The 20,410-nt window shown below is 72.8% G+C and carries 16 protein-coding genes; 8 read left to right on the top strand and 8 right to left on the bottom strand.

Annotated features, from left to right (window positions below):
- The first annotated feature begins 77 nt into the window (after positions 1 to 77).
- The 3 genes from CUC05_RS15555 to aztA are packed head-to-tail and all read left to right on the top strand — an operon-like array spanning position 78 to position 4,829.
- Positions 78 to 1,481: a DUF3179 domain-containing (seleno)protein gene (locus tag CUC05_RS15555; RefSeq protein WP_157965621.1), complete on the top strand. Its 1,404-nt coding sequence runs from the start codon at positions 78 to 80 to the stop codon at positions 1,479 to 1,481.
- A gap of 52 nt (positions 1,482 to 1,533) precedes the next feature.
- A complete protein-coding gene (locus tag CUC05_RS15560) occupies positions 1,534 to 4,035 on the top strand; it encodes a putative bifunctional diguanylate cyclase/phosphodiesterase (RefSeq protein ID WP_108667043.1) in 2,502 nt (833 codons plus the stop codon).
- Entirely contained in the window at positions 4,032 to 4,829 is a 798-nt protein-coding gene (gene aztA, locus CUC05_RS15565) for a zinc ABC transporter ATP-binding protein AztA (protein ID WP_205712366.1), read from the top strand. The genes CUC05_RS15560 and aztA overlap by 4 nt, the downstream gene beginning before the upstream one ends.
- A 35-nt stretch (positions 4,830 to 4,864) precedes the next feature.
- On the opposite strand, the gene CUC05_RS15570 is transcribed toward aztA, so the two are convergent.
- On the bottom strand, positions 4,865 to 7,261 hold the full coding sequence (locus CUC05_RS15570; RefSeq protein ID WP_170128030.1) for a cell wall-binding repeat-containing protein: 2,397 nt from the start codon (positions 7,259 to 7,261) through the stop codon (positions 4,865 to 4,867).
- Positions 7,262 to 7,425: 164 nt separating this feature from the next.
- On the opposite strand from CUC05_RS15570, the gene CUC05_RS15575 reads away from it, so the two are divergent.
- Both CUC05_RS15575 and CUC05_RS15580 read left to right on the top strand, forming a co-directional pair.
- Entirely contained in the window at positions 7,426 to 7,908 is a 483-nt protein-coding gene (locus CUC05_RS15575; RefSeq protein WP_205712367.1) for a hypothetical protein, read from the top strand.
- Entirely contained in the window at positions 7,901 to 8,206 is a 306-nt protein-coding gene (locus CUC05_RS15580) for a transcriptional regulator (protein WP_108667045.1), read from the top strand. Before CUC05_RS15575 ends, CUC05_RS15580 begins: the two co-directional genes overlap by 8 nt.
- Positions 8,207 to 8,216: 10 nt before the next feature.
- Here CUC05_RS15580 and CUC05_RS15585 read toward each other — a convergent pair whose 3' ends face one another.
- Together CUC05_RS15585 and CUC05_RS15590 are read right to left on the bottom strand one after the other, a co-directional pair.
- The gene (locus CUC05_RS15585) at positions 8,217 to 9,719 is read right to left on the bottom strand and encodes a CYTH and CHAD domain-containing protein (RefSeq protein WP_108667046.1); all 1,503 of its coding nucleotides are present in this window, start codon (positions 9,717 to 9,719) and stop codon (positions 8,217 to 8,219) included.
- A gap of 9 nt (positions 9,720 to 9,728) precedes the next feature.
- Positions 9,729 to 10,568: a helix-turn-helix domain-containing protein gene (locus CUC05_RS15590; protein ID WP_205712368.1), complete on the bottom strand. Its 840-nt coding sequence runs from the start codon at positions 10,566 to 10,568 to the stop codon at positions 9,729 to 9,731.
- A gap of 124 nt (positions 10,569 to 10,692) precedes the next feature.
- On the opposite strand from CUC05_RS15590, the gene CUC05_RS15595 reads away from it, so the two are divergent.
- Entirely contained in the window at positions 10,693 to 11,091 is a 399-nt protein-coding gene (locus tag CUC05_RS15595; protein ID WP_108667047.1) for a hypothetical protein, read from the top strand.
- A gap of 88 nt (positions 11,092 to 11,179) precedes the next feature.
- Here CUC05_RS15595 and yaaA read toward each other — a convergent pair whose 3' ends face one another.
- Entirely contained in the window at positions 11,180 to 11,962 is a 783-nt protein-coding gene (yaaA, locus tag CUC05_RS15600; protein WP_108667048.1) for a peroxide stress protein YaaA, read from the bottom strand.
- Positions 11,963 to 12,195: 233 nt separating this feature from the next.
- Positions 12,196 to 13,113 (bottom strand): LysR family transcriptional regulator, encoded by a 918-nt coding sequence (locus CUC05_RS15605; protein WP_108667049.1) that lies wholly within the window; start codon positions 13,111 to 13,113, stop codon positions 12,196 to 12,198.
- A 102-nt stretch (positions 13,114 to 13,215) separates the two neighbouring features.
- Here CUC05_RS15605 and CUC05_RS24765 point away from each other — a divergent pair, with 102 nt between their 5' ends.
- Positions 13,216 to 13,380: a hypothetical protein gene (locus CUC05_RS24765; protein WP_157965622.1), complete on the top strand. Its 165-nt coding sequence runs from the start codon at positions 13,216 to 13,218 to the stop codon at positions 13,378 to 13,380.
- A 195-nt stretch (positions 13,381 to 13,575) separates the two neighbouring features.
- Here CUC05_RS24765 and CUC05_RS15610 read toward each other — a convergent pair whose 3' ends face one another.
- The 3 genes from CUC05_RS15610 to CUC05_RS15620 all read right to left on the bottom strand — a co-directional run bounded on the left by CUC05_RS15610 (position 13,576) and on the right by CUC05_RS15620 (position 17,027).
- Positions 13,576 to 15,279 carry a cell wall-binding repeat-containing protein gene (locus tag CUC05_RS15610; protein WP_108667050.1) on the bottom strand — a complete coding sequence of 568 codons (1,704 nt, stop codon included), beginning with the start codon at positions 15,277 to 15,279 and terminating at the stop codon, positions 13,576 to 13,578.
- Between the two features lie 69 nt (positions 15,280 to 15,348).
- A complete protein-coding gene (locus CUC05_RS15615) occupies positions 15,349 to 16,173 on the bottom strand; it encodes a hypothetical protein (protein WP_108667051.1) in 825 nt (274 codons plus the stop codon).
- A 191-nt stretch (positions 16,174 to 16,364) separates the two neighbouring features.
- Entirely contained in the window at positions 16,365 to 17,027 is a 663-nt protein-coding gene (locus CUC05_RS15620) for a serine hydrolase (protein WP_108667052.1), read from the bottom strand.
- Between the two features lie 240 nt (positions 17,028 to 17,267).
- Between CUC05_RS15620 and CUC05_RS15625 the strand changes: the two genes are divergently transcribed.
- A complete protein-coding gene (locus CUC05_RS15625; RefSeq protein ID WP_157965623.1) occupies positions 17,268 to 20,291 on the top strand; it encodes an AfsR/SARP family transcriptional regulator in 3,024 nt (1,007 codons plus the stop codon).
- Positions 20,292 to 20,410 lie beyond the last annotated feature (119 nt).

Raw genomic sequence — 20,410 nt, forward strand, 5'->3', positions numbered from 1 at the left:
GGTCCGTCATCACGACCCGAGGGACCGTAATGAAGACACGAGCCCCGTCGCGGTGCTGGAGGGGGATGCTGGGCAGCGTGCTGCGCATCCTCCTCCCGATCCTGGTCCTCGCCCTCGTGGCGGCCGCGTGCAGCCCGGCGGAGGACGCGACGACCGCGGAGTCCGACGCCGCCCGCACGCCACCCCCCGGGTCCGTGGGCGTCGACAGCGACGGCGTGCCCTTCCCTGCCTCACCGGACGTGCCCGACGGGCCGCTGCCCCCGGCCACGCGACAGGCGCTCGACACGGTCTTCGACACGCCGCTGATCCTCGACCTCGAGGCCGTCGCTTCTCTGGCCGACAGCGGCGACCCGCGCGCGCTGTGGCCGGTGTCGGACCTGATGCGCTTCGTGCAGTCCCGCGACGAGCAGGCGGTGCTGCGCGACACCGCCGAGGCGCTAGCCGGGATCGACCTCGGCGACCGGGACTTCCCGTGGGGACCGCTGACGGACCACCTGATCGCGTGGGACCTGCCGGCCTACGACGGGTACGTCGACCACAAGGCCGCGCTGTTCACCTCCATCGAACCCGGCTGGGCGCCGTTCTTCGACGACCCCGACGCAACGATCGACTGGCGCCAGGTGTCCTGGGGAGGGGTCTTCATCGACGACCGCCCGCTCGGCGACACCCAGCCGTGCGCCGGCGGGTGCATCCCCGGCCTGGACGACCCGCCGTTCGTCCCGGCCGAGGAGGGGGCCTACTACCCCGACGACCGGATCGTGTTCGGCGTGATCATCGGCGAGGACGTCGTGGCGTTGCCCCGCAACATCATGGAGGTCCACGAGATGGTCAACGCGACCATCGGCGGGCGGCGGGTGGCCATCCCCTACTGCACCCTGTGCGGCGCGGCGCAGGTCTTCTTCACCGACGTCGAGGGCGGCGGCACCGACCAGATCGTGATGCGCACGTCGGGCCTGCTCCGACGGTCCAACAAGGTGATGTACGACCTGACCACCGCGTCGGTGTTCGACACCTTCACCGGACAGGCGGTCACCGGGCCGCTGCGCGAGATGGGCGTCGAGCTGCAGCAGGCCCCGGTCGTCACCTCCACCTGGGGGGACTGGAAGGACGAGCACCCCGACACCTTGATCCTGCACGGCAACGGCGGCATCGGACGCACCTACCCGCTGGACCCGCTGCGCGGCCGCGACGACAACGGCCCCATCTTCCCGGTCGGGGTCGTCGACGACCGCCTCGGCGTGCACGACCAGGTCCTGGGCGTCGTCCTCGAGGACGGGTCGGCGGTGGCGTTCGACGTCATCCGGGCGCTGGAGGCGCTGGAGGAGGGAGAGGAGGTCGTCCTGGACGGCATCCGTGTCCAGCAGGACGCCGGGGGCCTGACTGCCGAGCTCGACGGCCAGCAGCTGCCCACCCACCAGGCGTTCTGGTTCGCCTGGTCGCAGTTCCACCCCGACACCGCGCTCTGGCCGCACGATCGCTGAACGCAACTCAGGCTTCAAGTTCGGGACACGCGGTGCCGATCTTCCCGGGGACATGTCCCATGCAACGCCCGACGCGCAGTCCCGCCGGCCAACCCTGGGCCTGCAGCGTCAGGTCATGCTCGCGATGGCGTTCGTCGTGGCCCTCGTCGCAAGCGTCCTCTCCTGGTTCTGGATCACCCAGCAGGACGAGGCGTATCAGGAGCTGGTGCTGACCGGGGCCCGGACCATCGGGGAGGGGGTCGCGGCCGACATGGCCGCCCAGCTGGAGGACACGGGCACCCTGGACATCGGGGAGCTGCTCGACCGCCTCCGGGACGAGGCGGCGGTCGAGGACATCCGGCTCGTCCCCGCCGCCCTCGCCGGCCCGATCGACGAGAACTCGGTCGTGCACCTGGACCGTCATGGCGACCTCGGCGACTTCGTCGTGAACAACATCAGCCGAGCCGACGACGGGGCGATCCGGATCAACCAGCCGATCGCCTACGACGGCATCACCCTCGGGACGATCCAGGTCACCCTCAACAACCAGCAGGTCCTCGAGCGCCAGCAGGCGGCGCGACGGCAGACGATCCTCGTGACCGTCGTCGTCTCGGTGCTCGCCGCCCTGATCGGCGCGCTGCTGACCCGCCGGATGATGCGGGACCTGGCCACGTTGTCCAGCGTGGTCGAGCAGTCCGGAACCGAGGAGATCCCACGGGTCCTGGAGTCCATCCGCGACGGCGAACCGATCCCGCGACTCGGCGAGGACCTGTCGTCGCTGCGGCGCTCCAGCCTCGAGGTCCGTCGCCTGAGCGACGCCTTCGAGCTGCACCACGACGCGGTCACGGTCCTGGCCTCGGAGCTGGCGGGACGGCTCGGCGCCAGCGACGACCGGTTCCGCGTGGCCTTCGAGCAGTCGCCGGTCGGCATGGCCCTGGTCCGCTCCACCGGCGAGATCGTGCGCGCCAACGACGCGCTGGGCGACCTGCTGGGGCTGACGCCCGCACAGCTCGTCGAGGTCCGGCTGACCGACTTCGCGAGCGCCGACAGCGCAGGGCTGGTGGAGGAGGCGATCAGCAGCACCGACGACACCGTCCGGGGTCGGGTGCAGGAGGCGGAGTACCGCACCGTCGACGGTGACCCGCTGTTCGTGCTGCAGTCGGTCGCAACCCTCGACGACGGTGAGGGCGGGCTGCTCCGCTCGGTGCAGGTCCAGGACATCTCCGCCGCCAAGCGGGCCGAGCAGACCCTGCAGAGCCTGGCGTTCGGCGACCCGTTGACGGGGCTCGCCAACCGGATGGCCTTCGAGCAGCACCTGGCCCGCACGCTGACACAGGGCGGACCCTGCGCGGTGGTCATGCTCGACCTCGACCGGTTCAAGCTGGTCAACGATTCGTTGGGTCACCTGACCGGCGACCGCCTGCTGCAGGCCGTGGCCACCCGCCTGCGACGGACGTTCCCCGGATGCGTCGTGGCCCGGTTCGGTGGCGACGAGTTCGTGCTGCTGCTGGAGGGACTGGACGCCGACGCCGTCGAGGCGGAGGCAGGGCGGCTGCTGGACACCATCGCCGAGCCGTTCGTCGTCGGTGACCGGCGCTTCTACACCACCTGTTCGGTGGGGGTCGCGGTGTCCGAGCCGGGACTTGAACAGGCCGACCTCATCGCGTGTGCCGACGCCGCCACCTACGCCGCCAAGGCCGCGGGCCGGGGCCGTGCGCACAGCTTCGTGCCGAGCATGCGCACGCAGGCCGACGACCGCCTCCAGCTGGAGGCCGACCTGCGCGATGCGATCGGGACCGACCAGATCCGCGTGGCCTACCAGCCGATCGTGTCCACGCTCACCGGCCGCTTGGCCTCCCTCGAGGCGCTGGCGCGCTGGGACCACCCCCAGCGAGGGCCGATCAGCCCGGCGGAGTTCATCCCCATCGCCGAGGAGACCGGGCTGATCGACGACCTCGGCCGGCAGGTGCTGCGGATCGCCTGCCGGGAGCTGGCCGACCACCTCAACGACGTGCGCTACGGCGACGGATGGAGCCTGAGCGTCAACGTCTCCGGCGCCCAGCTGCGCCACCCGGACGTGGCCACGCAGTTCGCCGACGACGTGCAGGAGGCGGATGTGCCGACCAGCCGCGTGGTGCTGGAGGTCACCGAGTCGGTCCTGCTGGACGCCGACGCGGTTCGGTCCCTCGAAGCGCTCCGTGCGGAGGGGTTCCGTCTGGCAGCCGACGACTTCGGCAAGGGCGAGTCCTCGATCGGGCAGCTGATGCGGTTCCCGCTGGACGTCCTGAAGATCGACATGTCGTTGCTGCGGATGTCGCGCGAGAGCCCCGAGACGGCCAGCACCACCGTGATGGAGTCGGTGACGATGCTGGGGCACGCGCTCGGTGCGGTGGTCGTCGCGGAGGGGGTGGAGACCGAAGCCGACCTGGTCATCGCGCAGGACGCCGGGTGCGACCATGCGCAGGGGTGGCTGTTCGACCGTCCCGTTCCCGTCGTGGCGCTGGGCAGCATGCTGCAGCAACGAGCCGTGGTCATCCCCAGCGAGGTGACGACCCCGATAGTCTCCGGCGGGTGAGCACGGCGATCCACATGTCCGGGGTTCGCGTGGCCTACGGGAACGCGATCGCGCTGGACGACGTCCACCTCGACCTGCCGATCGGCGCGGTCACGGCGCTGATCGGCCCCAACGGGTCCGGCAAGTCCACGCTGCTCGGTGCGGTGTCGGGCCTGCTGCAGCCAGCCGCGGGCACGGTGACGGTGCTGGACCAGTCGCCCCGTCGCCTGGGCCCTCGGCTGGCGTACGTGCCCCAGCAGACCGAGTCCAACCGGCTGCTGCCCGTGACCGTCCGCGAGGTCGTCACGATGGCCCGCTACGCCCACCGTCGGGGCCTCCGCTGGTTGACCCGCGAGGACCGCGACGCGGTCGACCGTGCGATGACGCGCATGGAGGTCGACCACCTGGCCGACCGCCACCTGAGCACCCTCTCCGGCGGGCAGCGCCAGCGTGTCCTGGTCGCGCAGGGCCTGGCGCAGGATGCCGAGGTGCTGCTGCTGGACGAGCCCGTGACGGGGCTCGACCTGCCCTCGCAGCAGCTCATCCTGCAGGCCATCACCGTCGAGAAGGCGGCTGGTCGGACGATCCTGCTGACCACCCACGACCTGGCCGACGCGCAGCGCGCCGACCACGTCGTGCTGCTGGCCGGCCACGTCGTGGCGGCCGGCACGCCGGCGGAGGTGCTGGTCCCCGAGGTGCTGCGCGAGGGGTACGGCAGCCGACTGGTGGACCTCGAGGGCGGGACCCTGCTGGAGGACGTGCACGGCCACCACGGCCACGTCCACCGCTACGGCGAACACGACCACACGCACTGACCCGGGCCGGTCCTCGGCCCGGGCCTCCTCTCTGGTCAGGCCGGCGAACCCGACCACTGCACGTCACCGGTGACGCAGTACGACCCGTTGCCGGCGACGGAGTAGCTGAGGGTGCCCTCCACCGTCGTCGCGCTGGTGAACGTGCCCGTCCACTGCTCGCGGTAGGTGTTGCCCTGTCCGTCGTTGTACTCGTTGTCGACGGTCCACGACCCCCCGCTCACGGGGATCGGCTGTCCCTCCGGGTAGAAGGTGGTGTAGGTCGAGTAGGACGAACCGTCGCAGTACCACAGGAGGGTGCCGTCGACGTCGCTGATCGTGGCGCCGTCGTAGGTGAACTCCAGCTCGGCGACGAGCGAGCGCGGTTCGGCCGCCCAGCGACCGACCTGCCCGGCCCCGCCCGACCCACCGCCGTTGCTGGGAGGCGGGGTGCCGCCCGACCCCCCGCCATCGCCCGGCGGCGGTGTGCCACCGGTGTCGCAGCCCGCCCCGTCGAGGCGGTCGAGCTCGTCGGCCACCCCTCGGCTGATGATGGTGCTGTCGCCGACCAGCAGCAGGTCCACTGCAGGGGCACCACAGGCCGACACGAGCCCGGCCGTCGCCGGGGAGACCTGGTCCCCGACGATCACCACGGGGGCCTCGGCGTCCGACGCGATCCCGGCCGCAGCCAGCCCGAACGCCCAGCCGTCGGGACGGAACCCGTTGACGACCACGAACTCGCGACCTTCCTCGTCGGGCCACAGCTCCGCGGCGATGGCCGCCGCCGTGGCGGTGCGGTCGGCCCCGGCGACGCGAAGGGGACCCGGCACGCCCTGCTCGACGGCCGCGGACAGGGCTGCGGTGCCACCGAGCAGGACCGAGCGGGTCGGGGCGTCGGCCTGCAGCCACGCGGCGACCGCCGGATGGATGCTGTCGGTCGGGGTGATGATGATCGGCACGCCGCCGTACGCTGCGATGGCCCCGCCGCTGACGCTGTCGGCCCACCCGGCGGTCGGGTTGTCGGCCGGTCCGGAGGCGCGGGCGATCAGCACCGTGCCGTTGTCGGCGAAGCGGGCCCGGACCTCCGTGGCCACGGCGAGCGCGGTCTCGACGCGGGAGGGACCTGCCAGGCGTCGGACGTCGTAGCCCGCCGAGCGCAGCTGGGACTCGATGTCGGCGCTGATCGCGCCGGTGCCACCCAGCAGGAAGACGGTGCCCTGCCCACCCAGGACCCGCTGGATCTCTGCCTGCGTCGAGGGGGTCATGGCCTGGCTGTTGGTGAAGAGCATCGGGCCACCGGCGGTCAGCGCCGCCCCGGCCAGGGAGTCGGGGAAGGTGTCGTCGCGCGACAGGACCACCCACTGGGCGCGGGCGCCGGCCTGCGCGAACCCGTTGGCATCGGCGAACCTGGCCCTGGCGATCTCGATCGCGGCCCCGACGGGTTCACCCCGCTCGATGACGGCGGTCGTCGCCGGGTCGTCGTCGAACGCCACGACCGGCGGGGTCGTCGGCCCCGGCGGGGTGGGTGCGGGGGGCGGGGTCGGCGTCGGCGCGCCACCTCCTGCGGCCCCCCAGTCCGGGAAGCGGTCGGTGGCCGGACCGGACGTCACACGCTCGGGCTGGCCCGCGGCCACCCCGGCGGCGGGGATGCGCCAGATGTCGTAGTCGCCGCTGCTGGTCCCCGGTCCGGTGCCCGCGTAGATGACGAAGCGTCCGTCGGGTGAGTACTGCGGGTGGGTGGTGACCCCGACCTCGGTCAGGCGCTGCCAGTCCGTCCCGGTCGACGAGGCCGAGCACATGCCGGTGTCGCAGGTGAAGACGATGCGGCTGCCGTCCGGCGACCACTCGGGGTCATCGACGAGCTCGGGGCCGTCGGGGGCGTCCTCGTAGCGGATCAGGATGCGCTCGGTGCCGGTGTTGGCGTCCACGGCGTAGAAGTCGCCGGCGACGCGGACGACGATCTCGCCGTGCACGCCCCAGTCGGCCTGCTCGGTGGTGTAGCCGGTCGTCAGGGGGAACCCACCCCCGCCGTTGGCGTCGGCGACCCACAGGACGAACCGTCCCTCGGCGCCGTGGTAGCCCTGGAAGGCGATCTCGGTCCCGTCCGGGGACCAGGTCGGCTGTTCGGCGCTGCCGAGCACCTCGTGGCCGATCGGGTTGGAGACCTCCGTGACCTGGGTGCCGTCGATGGTGGACGTCCAGATCTCGTCGTAGATCTCGGTGCGGGTGTAGGCGATCCGGGTGCCGTCCGGCGAGACGACGGGGTGCTTCTCGACGTTGGTCGGGGTGTTGGTGACGTTGCGGGGGTTGCTGCCGTCGGCGTCGACCACCCAGATGTCGCCCCCACGTTCGAAGGCGATGACCCCGTTGGCCCCCGGGTAGGCGGCCCGTGCCGGTGGCGCCAGCATCCCGAGCACCAGGAGGACCGGCAGGATCGACGCAAGTCGGCGCAGCATGACAACCCCATTCGGACGGACGCCCCCCCAATGGAGCGTGACCGTCGCAATGTACGACAGGACGTCGCTGCGACGCTTCACTTTTCGGACCATCTTTCGGATGGCCCGTCCTGACTGGTCACGATCACTTGCGAAACCGGAAACTCACTCATACGCTTTCCGACATGGAAAACGAACTCGACGGGCCGTACCCGTCACGACCGTCCCACGACGAGGCCACGGACGCGCTGGCGATGCTGGAGGCAGATCGTCACCGCCTCGCCGATCGCACCCACGTCCCGTGGAACCTGCTCGCCGGCCTCGGCGGGGTCGGAGCATGGTGGGTCGGCGCCGCGGCCTTCACCACCCCCGGCGCGGACTACGAACCGCCGACCTCGATCTGGCTGGCCCTCGGCGCGGTCTTCGTCGTCCTCCACCTGATCCGTCGCGAGACCGGCATCCGGTTCTCCACGATGGGCGCCTCGGCTCGCTGGGCGGTCGGGGGCATCGTGGCGACCTGCACGCTGCTGTTCAGCGTGTCGCTCGGGCTGGTGTCCTTCGGCCTGCAGTGGGCGGTCGCGCTCACCAGCCTGGTCGGCTTCGTCGCCACGACCTGGCTTGCCGGGGTTGCCTACCGCTCGGCCGTCCAGAGCCTGCGTCGTGGCTGAGGCGGCGTTCGACGAGACGATCCACGCCCCTGTGCGGCTGCGGATCTGCGGGCTGCTCCGGCCGGTCGACCGGCTGGAGTTCGCCGTGCTGCGCGACACCCTCGACGTCTCCGACGCGACCCTCTCCAAGCACCTCAAGACCCTGGCCACCGCCGGCTACGTCGTCGCCGACAAGGCCGCGTCCGAGCAACGACGCGACGCACGGCGGCTGACCTGGTTGTCCCTGACGTCGGCCGGTCGGACGGCGTTCGACGCACACGTCCGCGCGCTTCGGGCCATCACCGCCCCTGCCGGGTGAGTCCGGTACGTCAGATCCGCTTCCGGTGGCGGCGCAGGCGTCGCCACGCCGCCGGCCAACGGCCAGCGGCGCGATCACGCCGACGCCCCGCACGGGCGGCCAGCACCCCGAGCAGGTAGGCCACGCCGGGATCGACCTCGTCCCGCAGCGTCCGGAACATCTCGATGGCCACGACGGCGTCCTGCCAGGCCCCCAGCACGTCCTGGACACGGCCAGCAGCCCTCGACAGGTCCGCGGCGGGCTGGCCGAGCGCCGGCTGGACCGCGTCGGCGGCGTATCGCAGGCGCTTGGTGCGCAGCCGGACGTCGTGCAGGTGGTCGTCGGGGTGCTGGTCGTCGGCGGGCTGGTCGTCGCCCGCCGCAACGGCGCGGCGCACGCCCTTCCAGGCCTGCCTGACCAGCGGGGCGAGGGTCGGCCCGGCGGGCGCGTCGGGCTCCAGCACACGGGGGGTGGTCGCCGCGGCCAGCAACCGATCGAGCAGCTCCCCGTAGCCGGGGCCCTCCAGCTGCTCGAGCAGGACCCCGCGGGCCCGGTCACGACGCAGCTGGAGCAGGGCGCAGAGCTCCGGGCCAGCCACCGCATCGGCCGGGTCGAGGGCAGCCAGGTCGGTCTCGACCCGCGCGACCAGCACGTCCAGGTCCCGGACCGCCCCCAGGGCTGCCGCGAGGGGTCGGAGGTCGTCACGAAGGCTGTCGGCCCATTCGCGGTCCAGGACCGGACGGTAGGTCCGCAGGGTCGTCCGCAACCGGCGGGTGGCGACGCGCATCTGGTGCAACGCCTCGACGTCCTCGCCCAGCCTCGTGCCCGGGTCGAAGCGGATCATCCGGTCGAGGTCCACGAGCATCGCCCGCGACACCACGTCGACCACCGGCACGCGCGTGCTCGGTGTGGGCAGCTCGGGCACGACCAGGTCGGGCGGGGCCTCGGCTGCCGGCCCGAGGGCCCGGACCAGCTTGGGCCGGTTGCCGGACCGTGAGGCCCCTGCGTCGACCAGTCGGTCCACCACCTCTCGGCGGATCCGGTCGTGGTCGCCCTCGACCTCCAGCTCGCGGAACCGGGCAACGAGCCGGCCGTCGACGTGCGCCTCGACGTCGTCGTCGGTGACCTCCACGGCCACCTGCCCGTCGGCGTGCACCCGCACGCGAGTCCGTTCCGTCAGGAGGGTGGCGACCGGGACCAGCGGTGCCCCGCGGGTGAGCGCGGCCACGGCGCTGGTGACGGCTGCCGGCGGGCCCTCGTCGTTGCCCGGGTAGGCACGCTCGTCGCGCACGATGCCGTCGGTGTCGGCGTCGCCGATGGGGTGCTTGACCTGCCACGGGTCGCTGTCGGCCTCCGGCCGGTACCGCACCGTCGCCCCGGCCCGGATCAGCCGCAGGTCGGCGGTGTCGAAGTACGTCGCGCGCAGCCGGACCGGGTCGACGTGCTCGACGTCGGCGCCCTCGATGTCCGACACCGGATCCCCCAGCTCGACGGTGGGGTGGAGGTCCAGCTTGACCTCGTGTTCAGCGGCCATGGCCGAAGACTAGGTCTCCGCCGATCGCGCGGCGATGCCCTGCCGTCCGAGGTGTCGGGCGGTGGCGTCGTCGGCCGGATAGAACAGCTCGATCATCAGCTCGTCGAGGGTGATGTCGCGTGGTGTTCCGAACGTCGTCAGCGTCGTGAAGAACGACAGGTCGGGATCGGCGATGTCGACGGTCAGGACCAGCGCCGGGTCGGACTCGGGTGTGCGCCGGGGGAGCGCGGCGACGTTGGGGTAGGTGCGCACCTCCTCCAGCAGGGCGGCCAGCGACTCGTCACCGGACAACGCCAGCTGGCGCTCGAGCTGCCACACCAGGTAGCTGCCCCACTCCTCGAAGTTGCGGGTGCGGGCGGCCAGGCCGTCGGGGTGCAGGCTGACGCGGAAGACGTTGAGGGTGGGCGCGGCCAGCTCCGGGGCCACCCCGTCGATCAGGGCCAGGGCGCCGGCGTTGGCGGCCACGACGTCCCAGCGTCGGTCCAGCACGACGCCCGGATAGGGGTCGTGCGCGTCGAGGATCCGCTGCACCGCGTCCCGTGCCCGGGCCATGGCGGGGGCGTCCAGCGGGGTCTCCTCGTAGCGCGGTGCGTAGCCGGCGGCGAGCAGCAGGTGGTTGCGCTCGCGGAGCGGGACGTCCAGCCCCTCGGCGAGCGCCAGCACGACCTCCGCCGAGGGGTTGGCCCGGCCCGTCTCGATGAAGCTGAGGTGTCGGGTCGACACCCCGACGTCCAGGGCGAGGTCCATCTGGCTGCGCCGCCGATGGCCACGCCACTGGCGCAGGAGCACGCCGACGGTCGGGGTGGGCGGGGTCGGTGTGGTCATGGGGCCAGCGGTGGAACCGGTCATGGTCCCTGACCGTAGGCTCGCGCACGGCCGGTCGGCCATTACCCGGGAGGTAATCGACGCCATGACCGGCCGGCCCCATCGTCGGTGGCGTCATCCCTCACCCGACCGTGAAAGGGGTCCTCCCGTGACCGCCATCTCCTCCCCTGCCTCCCGCCAGTCCGTCCAGTCCCGTGCGCTGCTGGTCGACGCCGTCGGCTCCGGCGCCACCGGCCTGCTGCTTGCCGCCGGCAACGCTGCCCTCGCCGAGCCCCTCGGCATTTCGTCGGGCTGGCTGCTCGGCTTGGGCATCTTCATGCTGGCCTACGCCGCCGAGCTGGCCGTGGTGGCCCGGATGTTGCCCCGGACCGCCGGCTGGGTTCGCCGGATCGGCCTTGCCAACGGCGGCTGGGTGCTGGCCAGCGTCGGCGCGGTCGTCCTGGGCGCCTGGGACCTGACCGGCCTCGGCGTGGCCGTCGTGCTGGCGCAGGCCGCGGTGGTGGCCGGGTTCGTCGCGATGCAGCTCCGTGCCACGCCGACCGCCTGACACCCTCACCGGAGGTCGACGTCCCGGCGCACACCACGCCGCGCTTGTCGGGTGATCACGACGGGCGGCCCGTTACCCGACACGCGGATTACTGGGCCGGGCGGATGAAGGTGGGCTCGTCGCTGGTGGAGCGGTCGGGGTCGTAGCGGTAGCCCGCCACGTCGAACTCCTGGATCGCCTTCATCGACCGGACGCGGTTGGTGACCAGCCAAGCGGCCATCTCACCCCTCGCTCGCTTGGCGAAGAACGAGACGATCCGGTAGCTGCCGTCCTTGCCCTCGTCGAGGAAGCGGGGGCTGATCAGCCGACCCTCCAGCCGGTCGGTGTCGACGGCGCCGAAGTACTCGTTGGAGGCGAGGTTGACGACGGCCTCGGGCCCCGGCGACTCGGCGAGGTCGGCGTTGAGCACGTCGGTGATCTCGCCGCCCCAGAAGTCGTACAGCGTGTCGCCACGGTCGGTCGTCAGCTTGGTGCCCATCTCCAGCCGATAGGCCTGCATCAGGTCCAGCGGCCGCAGCACCCCGTACAGCCCCGACAGGATCCGCACGGTCTTCTGCGCCTCGGTGTAGTCGCGTTCGCCGAACCGCCCCCGGGGATCCATCCCCATGTAGACGTCACCGGTGAACGCCAGGACCGCCGGGCGGGCGTTGTCGCGTGTGAACGGCACGGTGAAGTCCTGGTACCGCTGCACGTTCAGCGCGGCGAGGTCGTCGGAGATGCTCATCAGCCGGGCGACCTCGTCGGGCGACTTGCGACGCATGACGTCGATCAGCTCCTGCGACCGATCCAGCATCCGCGGCTCGGAGTGCTTGCGGGTCGGCAGCGGCGTCTCGTAGTCGAGGGACTTGGCGGGGGACAGCAAGGTGATCATGGCCCTCCCGAATCTAGCGGGGCAGCAGCCGACCGAGGACCCCCCGCAGCTCGCGAGGAGGCCCGCAGGGAGGCGTCTCGGCTGCCCCGCCCGGAAAGACAGCGGGGCAGCAGCCGACCGAGGACCCCCCGCAGCTCGCGAGGAGGCTCGCAGGGAGGCGTCTCGGCTGCCCCGCCCGGAAAGACAGCGGGGCAGCAGCCGACCGAGGACCCCCCGCAGCTCGCCCGAAGGAATCAGCGCAGCGGGGCAGCAGCCGACCGAGGATCTCCCTGGCCGAGCAGCTCGCGGGTCAGCTCCAGCAGCGCTTCGGCCGCCGGGGGCATCCACCGATGGCGGTGCCACAGCAGCTGCACCCTCACCGAGGGGCACTCGAAGGGCAGCACGACGAGCTGGCCGGCGTCGACCTCCTCGGCGCTGGCGAAGGCCGGCAGCGCCGTCAGCCCCATCCCGACCCGCACGCACTGCTTGATCGCCGCGACCGAGGAGAACTCCATGGGGTCGATCGGCACGACGCCGTCGGCGGCCAACCGCTCGATGAAGGCGCCGCCGTAGGAGACGTCGAGCTCGCTGAGGAGGAGGCGGAACGGCGCGAGGTCGGCGGCGCGGACTCGCCGGCGTCCGGCCAGCGGGTGGTCGGGCGGGGCCAGCAGCCACACCGCCTCCTCCCGCAGGGTCTCGGTGGCGAGGTCGGGGTGGGCGATCGGCCGGTCGAGGGTGATGGCGGCCGCCGAGTCGCCCTCGACCACCCGGCTGACGAGGTCGGCGGGGTCGTGCGGGCGCAGGAACAGCCGCACGTCGGGGAAGCGTCGCTGGAACTCGCGCAGGACGTCGGGCAGCTGGAACGTCGACAGGGTCTCGGTGGCGGAGATGGTCAGGTCGCCGTGCGGCTGCGCCCCGACGAAGGCCACGGTGGCGCTGGCCTCCTCGACGAGGTCCACGATGCGCCGCGCGTAGGTCGCGAGCCGGTCCCCCGCCGGGGTCAGCACGACCCCCCGACCGACCCGGTCGAACAGCGGAACGTCCAGCTCCTTCTCAAGCGACCGGATCTGGGCGGTCACCGTGGACTGGGCGTAGGCCAGCTCCTCGGCTGCCCGGGTGAAGTGCTGCAGGCGAGCGCAGGCGAGGAAGGTGCGGAGGTCACGCAGTTCCATCGGATCTACCGATCGGTATGTTCAGAACCATTCAGGTGACATGATCGCACGAGCGAGGCACGCTGAGGTCACTTCTCCACCAGAGCCGAAACGGAGCCAACCGTGCCCACGATCGCCACCGCCCGCTGCACCGCCTGCACCCAGGCCACCGCCGGCACCCGCATGTCCCGCCACACCGTCAGCGACGGATGGCTGACCTACTACCGCTGCGGCGCCTGCCGAGGCGTCAGCGCGGTCCACACCCCCCGGATCACCTGGGTCGGGTAGCGGACCAGTCCACTCCGTGGCGTCGCCCGCAACGCCGCCACACCCCCACGCGGCCGGATCCCCCTCGGATCCGGCCGCGTTTCTGCGATGAGGCGGGGACGGCCGCCAGCAACCGTGGACCGGCTGCCGGTGACCCCTGCCCTCACCTGCAGGCCTGGTGGTCCTGCCCGCGTCGGGCCGACCGAACCGGGTCGCTCACCGGCACGCCGCTGCGCGGGCAACGCAGACGACGGCGACATCGGCCTCGCCGAGGAAGGCCGCGGTGGTCGCCGGCATCGTCGTGCCGGTCAGCACCACGGGGGCCACCAGCGCGTCGGACGCCAGCGCCGCGGTCATTCCACCGGCCCAGTCGCTGCCGTCGACGACGATGACCGTGTCGACCAGCTCGGCCGAGGCCATGCCCCGACGCCGGTTGAGCTGCAGCGCCGTCTCGGTCCGGTCCGCGCCGCTGGCACGGTCGACGCCGAGCCCGATCTCCACGATCTCCTGGAGCACGGGGCGGTCGACCGCCGCCTCGCCCCCGGCGACGAGCACCGACTGCAGCCCGTTGTCCATGGTTTCGGCCTGCAACCAGGTGGCGACCCGCGGGTCGAGCACGTCCTCGGTGGTCAGCAGGACCGGTGCCTCGAGCCCTGCGGCGGTGGCGCCGGCGGCCAGGGCGTCGGCCCAGGCACGGCTGGGGTCGGACTCGTGGCCGTGGGCACGGACGAGCACGACCTGCTCGACCCGGGGGCCGATCATGTCGGCGATGGCGAGTGCGGTGGCGATGCGGTCCGACCCGCCGACACGCTCGACGGTGAGCGCGAGGCCGCGCAGCTCGGTGGCGATCTGTTCGGGCACCGCGGACTCGCCGCCGAGCACGATCGCTCGGACCGCGCCGAGGCGGCCGATCTCCGCGGCGACGCGCTCGTCGAGGTGGTCGGGGCCGGTCAGCAGCAGCGGGGCGTCCAGCGCCCCCTGCAGGCCGCCGGAGGCCAGGGCGTCGGCGAACTGGTCGTCACGGGCGATCAGAACGGCCTCGGTGCCGCCGTCCTCGGGGTGGGCCAGCTGGGACATGGCCACCGAGACGGCAACACGGTCACCGAGCGGGATGGTGAGGTCGTCGGCCAGCTCGGGGACGGGCCGGCTGCCCGGGCCGAAGCTGGACCGCGCGACCACCTGGGCGAGGATCGGGTCGATCTCGGACAGGCTGCCGTCGCGGAAGGGCTGGAGGCCCTCGTCGTCGACGCAGGCACCGTCGTTGATCTCCGTCGCGGCGACGACGTCGACGACGGCACCGTGGGTGGCCTGGCGGACCGTCATGAAGCCGATGACCTGCTCCACGACACGCTCGCCGACGACCATCTCGAAGCCGTAGCGGATGCCGTCGAGACCGGCGACCGTCGCGCCGACGGTGGGTTCGGCGATGTAGGCCATGTCCGGGCAGACGCTTCCGCGGTCGGTGCGGATGGTCTCGTGGAATCGGGCGGCCTCGGCGGCCAGCGCCTGGCGGACCGGGATGCCGGCGTCGAGGTCGGCGGCGAGGTCACCCTCCTCCAGCAGCCATTCGAGGTGCTCGACGATGCCCTGGTCGGTGCCGTCGAGGGTGGTGCAGAGGAAGGGACCGTCGCCGTCGCAGGCCGCGCCGGCCCAGCCGCCGGTCAGGTCGACCGGTTCGGCGGGAAGGCTGGTCCAGTCCACGCCCGGGACCTGGGCGCGTGACGTGGAGGGGATGGTCACCAGTACGAAGGCCGCGAGGACGGTGACGAGCATGGCCGCGCCGAGGCCGACACGACGGTGGCGGCGAGGCGACCTGGCCTGGTGGACGCGCCGGGGAGGGTCGGCACCGCGCCCGTCGTTGAGGGTCGCGATGGGGCGCTCGAGGGCGACGAGGGCGTTGAAGTGGTCGTGCGGGGTCATGGTGAGGTGCTCCTTGGCGGTGGTGTCGTTGGGGGGAGTCGATGCGCTGCTGGGGACGGGGTCGGGCGCCTAGATGGCGACGAAGGACGCCACGATCCGGTCGAGGGCCTGGATGTCGCGTTCGGCGTTGACCTGGACCTGGACCTCGACGATCGGGTCGCTGCCGTCGGCCGGGCGTGCGGCGATGACGACGTAGACCGCCGTGGTGCCGCCGCAGGCGGTGTAGGTGTCGAAGGACCCGACGTACAGGCCGTCGGTGTAGGGCTCGCGATCCTGGAAGGTGCAGGTGGATCCGAGGGTGGTGCGTTCGTCGTCGAGGATCTGCTCGGGGGTGACGCCGGGGACGTCGCCGGCCGACACGATCACGCCGGGGGTGGTCCAGGTGCTGGCGAACGCCGCCAGGTCGTTGCTGGCCCGGATGTCGGCGACGGTGGTGCCGCTGACGGTGACCGGCGTGCCGTCGACGTCGACCCAGTCGGTCGGCACGTCAACGGAGATGCGGCCGGTGTCGTCGATGACCGTGACGTAGGTGTCGTAGGGCGGCAGGTCGGCGCCGGTGGTCATGGGGACCTCCGACATGAAGACGGTCGGTTCCTGCGGCGGGGCGACGGGTGCCGGTGGCAGGGTCGCCGGTGGTGCCGGTGGACTGGTGGCCACGGACGCGTCGGGGGCGATCGGCACGGACGGCTTGTCGACGTCGTCGGTGGGTGCGTCCGGTGTGGCCGGATCGGCGGTGACGGCCGGCTCGGTCGCCGTGACCGGTGCGCTGGGAGAACCCTCCACGGTCGCGATGGCCTCGGCGATGCCGGGACCGTCGGTGCTGCAGGCGCCGGCGAGCGAGGCCAGCACGACGAGGACGAGGGCTGGCCTGCGGAAGGGACGGTCGACGGACACGGTGGCTCCAGGTGGTGAGGGGTTTCGCTGGGGGCTTGGCGTCGCCCTCCGGCCGGGCGGTGCAGGCCGGCTCGGATGGCGACGTGGGGGACCGTATGGAGCGACGACCCCCGGTTCGGCAGCCGGTTGGCGGCTGCAACGGCGGTGCAACCGCCCCACCATCGGCTGCAACCGCATGGGCAGTCCCGGGGTCAGGCGCAGAGGTGGTCGAGCACCGCCAGCAGGGCGCGACCGTCCCCGCAGTACCCCAGCGAGACGTCCATCGCGTCGTTGCGCCACAGGCCTGCGACGGCGAGGTCGTCCGCCCCGTGGCGGGCGGTGCCGGGCTCGGGCAGCCATCCGGTGCGGTCGCGGGCGGCGGCCCATTCCGCCGACCCGGCGAGTCGGGCCAGGTCGGTGGCGCTGGAGGTCCACCCCCGGTCCCAGCGGGTGGACGTCATGCCGAGGGGTTCGGTGACGGTCTCGGTGACCACGCGTCGCAGGCGCTGCCCCGACACGGCCGCAGCCACCCGACCGAGCAGGCTGCTGGCACACGTCGACATCGGCGTGGCCGCGGGGTCCGCGACCGCGGACAGCAGCGAGGCGACGGTCCAGTCCGGGTCGGCGTCGCCGGGGAGCACTCGTCGTGCGACGCACTCCCCGATCGTCGTCCCCAGCGACAGGAGGCCCTGCTCGGCCAGCGCGTTCACGACGACGACCAGCAGGACCCCGCTGACGTTGGAACCCAGCCGGACGGGCCCGGGGCCGTCGACCTCGACGAGGGTGCGGCCGGCGACCACCACCGATGCGCTGGGCGGCATGCGACGCCCCATGGCGGCGAGGGCAGGGGGCAGGTCGGTGCGCAGGACGGCCACGGCAGCTCCAGTCTCCCGGGCCCCGACGACCCGGCTGCCGGGACTGTGCCTGACGGGTCCGCCGGTCTCGCCTGCGACCGCTCCCCTCCCATCCGTCTGCAACACCGCTGCAACACGTCCCGAAAATCCCCTTCGCACCCTCGGTTGCACCGTTCTAGGATCGAGGCGTCCGGCCGGTCCACGGCGGGCTGTCGTCCCACGACGGCAAGGGGTCCTTCGGGCGTCGTGCGAGGAAGCGCGTTGTCCACAACTGATCACGACCGTTCCGGGTCGGGGGCGGTGCGGGTGCACCTGCTCGGCCCGGTCATCGCCACCATCGACGGAACCGAGGTCGCCCTCGGCGGTCGGATGCCTCGTGGTGTCCTCGCAGCCCTGGCGCTGGAGGCCGGCTCGCCGGTGCCGGTCGAGCGCCTCGTCACCGGCCTGTGGGGCGAGCAGCCACCAGCGACGGCCGAGGGCACCCTCCGCGCCTACGTTTCGCGCCTGCGCTCGACCCTCGGACCGGCGGCCCTGCCGAAGGTGACCGGTGGCTACGTCCTGGATGCGTCAACGACCGTCGTCGACGCGCTGGAGGTCGCCGACCTCCTCCTGCTGGCGCGCACGACGATCGGCACGGAGCCGTCCGAAGCCGGTCGACTGGCCGACGCCGCCCTCGCACGCTGGCGAGGCGACGCGCTCGGCGACATCGTCGCGTTGCCCTTCGCCATCACCGCGGCGGAGCTGCTGCAGGCCCGCCGCCTGGAGCTGGAGGTGCTGCGCGGTCGCGCCCACCTGGCCGCCGGTCGCCACGACCTGGTCCGCGACAACCTCGCCGTGGTGGCCAACCGGACCCCGGCCGACGAGCAGGTCGCGGCCCTGCTGATGGTCGCCGCCTACCGGGAGCAGCGACAGGCGGAGGCGCTGCAGCGCTTCGACACCCTCCGCGCCACGCTTGCCGACACCCTCGGCATCGACCCCGGTCCCGAGGTGCAGCGCATCCACCGGCTGGTGCTGCAGCAGGATCCCGACCTGCTCGACGGCGATCCGCTGGCCCCGTCGCTGGACACCGACCGTGCGCTGTCCGTCAGCGTCCCCGATGCCCCGGCCGGCGACTCCCCCGCCGGCGACTCCTCCATCGGCGTCGAGCTGTCCTCGGTCCTGCCGGTGCGTGCATCCGCGCTGGACCGATCGGCCGCACGTGCCGTGCCCGTGCCGTTGACCACGTTCGTCGGTCGGACCACGCAGCTGGACCACGTGCAGCGGCTGTCGTCGACCGCCCGGCTGCTGACCCTCACCGGGGTGGGTGGTGCCGGCAAGACCCGCCTTGCCCTGGAGGCGGTGCGGCGACTTCGTCCCCGGCCGCCGGACGGCCCGTGGCTGGTCGAGCTCGCCGGCGTGTCCGACCCGGCGATGGTGCCGGCGACGGTCGCGCAGGCGATCGGCGTGGCGGCCGTGGCGACCGACCCGCTGTCGGCGGTCATCGCGGCGATGTCGGGCTGCCGGGCCGTGTTGGTGCTGGACAACTGCGAGCACGTGGTGGGTGGCGCGGCCACGGTCGCGGCCGAGCTGCTGGGCGCCTGCCCGGAGGTGTCGATCGTCGCGACCAGCCGCGAGCCGCTGGGCGTGCCGGGCGAACGGGTCCTGGTCATCCCGCCGCTGACCGCGGGCCTGGACGGTGAGGTGGGCGAGGCCGAGCTGCTGTTCGCCGACCGCGCCGCCCTCGTGGACCCCACCTTCGTGCTGGACGACACGACGAGGCCGGTCGTGCGCCGGATCTGTCGGGCCCTCGACGGCATCCCGCTGGCGATCGAGCTGGCGGCCGCGCGGCTGTCGGCGCTGTCCCTGGCCCAGATCGACGTCCTGGTGGAGGATCGCTTCGCGCTGCTCGGCGACGGCGGTCGGACCAACGCGCCCAGGCACCGGACGATGGCGGCGGCCGTGGACTGGTCCTACCGCCCCCTGACCCGCGACCAGCAGGAGGTGTTGCATGCCGCGTCGGTCTTCGGTGGCGGCTGCGACCTCGACGCCCTGTCCGTGGTGGCCGAGCGGCGGCTCGGGGCGACGGCGGCGCTCCTGACCCAGCTGGTCGACAAGTCCCTGGTCACCCCGGTCGACGTGGCAGGCGGCCGGCGCTTCCGGGTGCTGCAGACGATCAGGGACTACTGCCGCGAGCACGCCGGCGAGGCGGCCTGGGCGGCCCTCGCCGACCGCCACACCGCCTGGTTGGCCGACGTCGCGGCTCGCGTGGCCGACGCCTACCTGGGGAAGGAGACCCGCTGGGACGTCGCCATCGCCGAACGCGACAACATCCGGGCCGCCCTCGCCCACTGCCAGGAGGTCGGCGACGTCGAGACAGCCCTGCGGATCTGCGGGGACCTCGCATGGGCCTGGTTCCGGCTCGGGCAGGTCACCGAGGGCAACCGCTGGTTGGACGGCCTGCTGGTCGACGACCCGGAGGCCCTCGACGGCGGCGCGGCTCGGGTGGGGACGGCGACGGTGGCGGCTGCCGACCTGGTCCAGGCGTTGATCGGCCGGTCGCTGGGGGCGTACCTGTCCGGGGACCTGCCCACCGCGCACCGGCGGATCACCCAGGCGGTCTCGATGGCGGCCCATGCCGAGCACGACGTCCTCGGCGCCCTGTCCCGCACGTACCTGGCCTACTTCGAGGCCGCGTTCGGCAACGCCGAGGTGGCCGACCGGCTGCTGGACACCGCCGAGGAGCGGGACGTGCCGGAGTGGGTGCTGGCCGAGGTCGACATGGTCCGTGGGCAGGTCCGCCGGTCGCAGGGCCGCATCGAGGACGCCATCGCGGTGCTGGAACGCTCCCGCGAACGGGCGGACCGGTGGGACAACACCTATGTCTGGGCGTCCTCCGGCTGGATCCTCAGCAAGATCCTGCTGGACCAGCAGCGTCCGGTCGACGCCGGACGGGTCATGGCCGAGGCGCTGCGTCGGCTGGCCGAGCAGGGCGACCGCTCCTCCACCCTGGCCGGCCTGCACACGATGGCGTCGGTGGCGGGGCTGATGGGCCGCCACTACGAAGGAGGGGTGCTGCTCGGTGCGGTCGACCGGCTGGGGTCACGCGTCGGCTTCCATCCCGCCCGCATGGACCCCATCGACGGCCCTCGCCAGCGGGCGCTGGTCACCGACGTCCTGCCTGCCCCCGTGCTGGACCGCGCCCGCGCCGAGGGCCACGAGCTCGACTGGGCCCACGCCGTCGCCCTCGCCGTCCAGGTCGGCACCACTCCCCCTCGCCCCGTCGCCTCCGGCGCCGCCCGCCGCTGACGTCGAGGCCGACTGCGGGTCGAGGCCGGGTCCGGGTCGGTCCCCCCCGGTTGACGGAATTCGACCCGTTCTGTGTCTCCGCGGCGCGAACTGGGTCCAAATCCGCCAGAGGCAGGGCA

It is taken from the genome of Euzebya rosea (assembly GCF_003073135.1).
Classification (GTDB): domain Bacteria; phylum Actinomycetota; class Nitriliruptoria; order Euzebyales; family Euzebyaceae; genus Euzebya; species Euzebya rosea.

Excerpts from the sequence above, each read along its gene's own strand:
- CUC05_RS15585 (WP_108667046.1), bottom strand. The coding sequence starts at position 9,719 with ATGGCCGCTGAACACGAGGTCAAGCTGGACCTCCACCCCACCGTCGAG.
- CUC05_RS15610 (WP_108667050.1), bottom strand. The coding sequence starts at position 15,279 with ATGACCCCGCACGACCACTTCAACGCCCTCGTCGCCCTCGAGCGCCCC.
- yaaA (WP_108667048.1), bottom strand. The coding sequence starts at position 11,962 with ATGATCACCTTGCTGTCCCCCGCCAAGTCCCTCGACTACGAGACGCCG.
- CUC05_RS15605 (WP_108667049.1), bottom strand. The coding sequence starts at position 13,113 with ATGGAACTGCGTGACCTCCGCACCTTCCTCGCCTGCGCTCGCCTGCAG.
- CUC05_RS15575 (WP_205712367.1), top strand. The coding sequence starts at position 7,426 with ATGGAAAACGAACTCGACGGGCCGTACCCGTCACGACCGTCCCACGAC.
- CUC05_RS15590 (WP_205712368.1), bottom strand. The coding sequence starts at position 10,568 with ATGACCGGTTCCACCGCTGGCCCCATGACCACACCGACCCCGCCCACC.
- CUC05_RS15560 (WP_108667043.1), top strand. The coding sequence starts at position 1,534 with ATGTCCCATGCAACGCCCGACGCGCAGTCCCGCCGGCCAACCCTGGGC.
- CUC05_RS15570 (WP_170128030.1), bottom strand. The coding sequence starts at position 7,261 with ATGCTGCGCCGACTTGCGTCGATCCTGCCGGTCCTCCTGGTGCTCGGG.